The organism is Acinetobacter sp. 1566109, assembly GCF_000582255.1.
Lineage (GTDB): Bacteria > Pseudomonadota > Gammaproteobacteria > Pseudomonadales > Moraxellaceae > Acinetobacter > Acinetobacter nosocomialis.
This window is the reverse complement of the sequence record NZ_JEYB01000119.1, coordinates 1-3,029: the sequence shown is the minus strand read 5'-3', so window position 1 is coordinate 3,029 and position 3,029 is coordinate 1. Positions and strand designations below refer to the sequence as shown.

At 35.4% G+C, this 3,029-nt stretch carries 3 protein-coding genes and 1 pseudogene; 1 reads left to right on the top strand and 3 read right to left on the bottom strand.

The annotated features are described in order from the left end of the window. Window positions 1–346, top strand: a pseudogene (locus J582_RS27010) (hypothetical protein); the annotation flags it as partial. A gap of 54 nt (window positions 347–400) precedes the next feature. On the opposite strand, the gene J582_RS24415 reads toward J582_RS27010, so the two are convergent. From J582_RS24415 to J582_RS24405, 3 genes are all read right to left on the bottom strand, one after another. Continuing rightward, complete coding sequence (locus tag J582_RS24415) at window positions 401–961, bottom strand: TetR/AcrR family transcriptional regulator (RefSeq protein WP_031982692.1); 561 nt, start codon at window positions 959–961, stop codon at window positions 401–403. 775 nt (window positions 962–1,736) lie between these two features. Beyond that, entirely contained in the window at window positions 1,737–2,120 is a 384-nt protein-coding gene (locus J582_RS24410; RefSeq protein WP_032048815.1) for a hypothetical protein, read from the bottom strand. Between the two features lie 325 nt (window positions 2,121–2,445). Further along, complete coding sequence (locus J582_RS24405) at window positions 2,446–2,874, bottom strand: hypothetical protein (protein ID WP_032048814.1); 429 nt, start codon at window positions 2,872–2,874, stop codon at window positions 2,446–2,448. Window positions 2,875–3,029: the final 155 nt, after the last annotated feature.

The following is a 3,029-nucleotide window of genomic DNA, read 5'->3' as shown; positions in this document are numbered from 1 at the left end:
TTTCTTTGATAACGATAGTACTAATTTCAAAACCCTAGCTGAATGGCAACAAGCCCTTTATCCAACCGTTAAATATAAATTTGATACTGTGGCTGGCTACAATGTGACTTACTCTGTAGACAGTGCAGGTAATCAAATTTATTCGGGTGGTAAAGACCCTGCCATTGAAATGAATGGTAAAATTTACGATGGTGAATGGCAAGTTAAAGGTAATGTTGTTTCTGAAACATACGGTGAACCAGCAATTATGTCGACCACTAATTATCAAACAAAAGGAAAATTTGCTTTATACAATAAAGCGAGTTATGACTTTCTTGTTGACCAAATCCAAACTTACTATAAGTAAAATTTAAAACCTGTATATCCCAAAGTACCTTGCAATGTACTTTGGGATATTTATCTAAACCAGCCCTACCCTTAATAAAAAGTAATCTAATGCCTTATTTCCTTCATACGCATCGTTCTTATCTAAATACTGAATAATTGCACCCTCAATCATATATAAAAAGAGTTTCGCTTCATTAAATGATGCATCGGCCTTAAGTGTTCTAAGTACGCTATAGATTTCATTGGTCAGCCATGTTCTGTACCTTACTGCGGTTTGGTAAGCATTTGGATAGCTATTTTTAGTTTCAAAAATAGCCTTAAATAATAAGTAATATGGTCCCTCTAAGTCGGTATGTAGAACATGCAGTTTCTTGAGTTTATCTATGGCATTTGTATCATGTTCATACTCCACCAGTGCAACCACTTGGTCTTGGAGCCGTTCTTTTTGTACGAGTAGACAAATATCAATGAAGCGCTCTTTTGAGTGAAAATAATTATAAAACGTCATTTTGTTCACTTCAGTTTCTCTCACAATTTTGTCGACGCCCACAGTGTGAAACCCACTGTGGTGAAACAGATTTATTCCTTTTTTTACAACTTCTAAAGCACGTGTTGGGAGAATTAAATTTGGCATAGTTTTACCGTTATAAAATAAGTTTTTGTTGTATATAAATGAGTTAAAAAAATCTGTGCCCTTTTTGGGAGAAAAAAAGGCGCAGCAAAACCCATAAAGACTGTGCTTGGCACATCTCGAGTTTTATAGTTGCTAAGTTTTTGGTCGTGACGATTTAAAGCTTGATAAACCTAATGGCGATCAAACTCGTTAATAAACTAAGTTGTGTTGTTATAGCTTTTGGCAAAGGCTGCCAACAAATAATGGATGTGCAAAGCCGACTCCTTTTTATTGGGAGTTCTGCCAGACATTAAAATTATGGTGGCAGAACGAAAAGGGGTTGACGGACTGGTCATAGAGCCAGCACACCCGAAGGTGTCCCCCTCCCGTTCCGCCGCAGAGGGGGCACGAGGGGCTAAGCATTAAAAGTAAAACCTTTAATGCTTCTATGATACGGTCCGTCAAAACCGACTGGCGATGTAGGCCAGCACGCAAAGGATAATAGTCAGTATATTTAACGTCAAGCACAAAAAGTGACAACTGTTTTAAAATAAATCAGACAAAGTATTTGATAAATCAGTGGGTTTTAAGATGAACTACAAAATCTACGGGTAAAATCAGATGTTGTTATTTCTATAGTTTTTTAAAATAAGTGAGTTCGGCAATAAAATATTGAGTTAATTTTTGCAGTACCTAATTAGAATGGATATGAAAAATAAGCCTCTTACTCTCAGTTGGCTTGAGGCTTGGTAAATGAATTTCAATAGCACCCGTTTAAAGATGCTACACAAAATAATTAATGGTTCTTTTTAGAGAATTTATGACCTTTAGGAAGTGGAGCATCACATGGTTGATCCGTCTTTACATCGACCATTTTCACTGGCCCATCATTGTAGACCGTTACTTTACAGCCTTTTACAACATATTCCTGTTCAATACCACCGTACCTTTCCTCATCAGAAACGGGAGCTACAGAAGTTACACCATAACAAGCTCCATCAGCACCACATTCAACCTCTACTCCACTAACATCAGCTCCACCCGCTTCTGCCACTTCTGCTCCAGCAGCTTCCATAGCATCAACCGCTTCAACTTGTGTCTTTGCTGCATATGTATTTGAAAGACTCATCATTAGAAAAACTGAAAGAAAGAACTTACTACTGCGATTTATTGAATTCATGTTTTATCCATAGCTATTTATTTGAAATTGGAGCTTTCTAGGAAGGAAATCTACAACTTCCCCATTTTTCAAAAATATTAAAAAATTTTTAGAAGCCATAGAATGTCATATAACTAGGTTAACTGGGGAGTAATTTTTTAAGCTATCTTAACTTTCATAGATAACGTCATACTGACCAGTTAACTCTTCTCTTAAAAGATCGAACAATTCACTTCCTAATAGTTTGAATTTCCTCACTTCCTGAATCGATTTAAAGGCAGAATTTTCTCTAATTATATAAAACGCCGATCTAATATTGATATGTTTCTTTAATCTAATTAAATTATTATATAACTACTGCCTCATACTCTTTTGTATTAGATTCCAAATACTTTTTCCATTGAATCAATACTTTTAAAAATAATTCAGTAGAGATTTCTCCACGATAATTTTTAGTTTTGTTAGTACGAAGTTTAAATGTCGTAATTTCCTTTGTAAATTTCGCACTTCCGCCCATATCACCGTAAGGAGAAAAAATAATTTCTTTTCTTTGATTTCTCAATATACTCTCAATTTTTAATAAAGCCTCAGATATAAGTTCTAAATTATCTATGCTTGAAATAAAATCCAAAAAGTCTTCATCCCCTTTAAGATATGCATCAAATCCCTCCGCTTGATTTTTATATGGGGCTACCCCCCAACCGAGTGTAGGTACATATACTCCTTCATCAGCTTCATACTCTTCTCTTAGAACATATTGAAATTTAATTTTCATCTCATTTATTTCCTCATTGTAAAGGCCCGCCACACCATTGATTCACTGAAGAATTAGGACTTTGGCTTGGTGGTACAAACTTAACGTTTACCCCAGAAGGTGTAGTAGTAGTAAAACCTTCTTGTGGACGTAAACTAGCTGGCTTATTTTTAAAA

What these genes read in the sequence shown, in the direction of transcription:
- J582_RS24415 (WP_031982692.1), bottom strand. Translation starts at nt 961, where the DNA reads ATGCCAAATTTAATTCTCCCAACACGTGCTTTAGAAGTTGTAAAAAAA.
- J582_RS24405 (WP_032048814.1), bottom strand. Translation starts at nt 2,874, where the DNA reads ATGAAAATTAAATTTCAATATGTTCTAAGAGAAGAGTATGAAGCTGAT.
- J582_RS24410 (WP_032048815.1), bottom strand. Translation starts at nt 2,120, where the DNA reads ATGAATTCAATAAATCGCAGTAGTAAGTTCTTTCTTTCAGTTTTTCTA.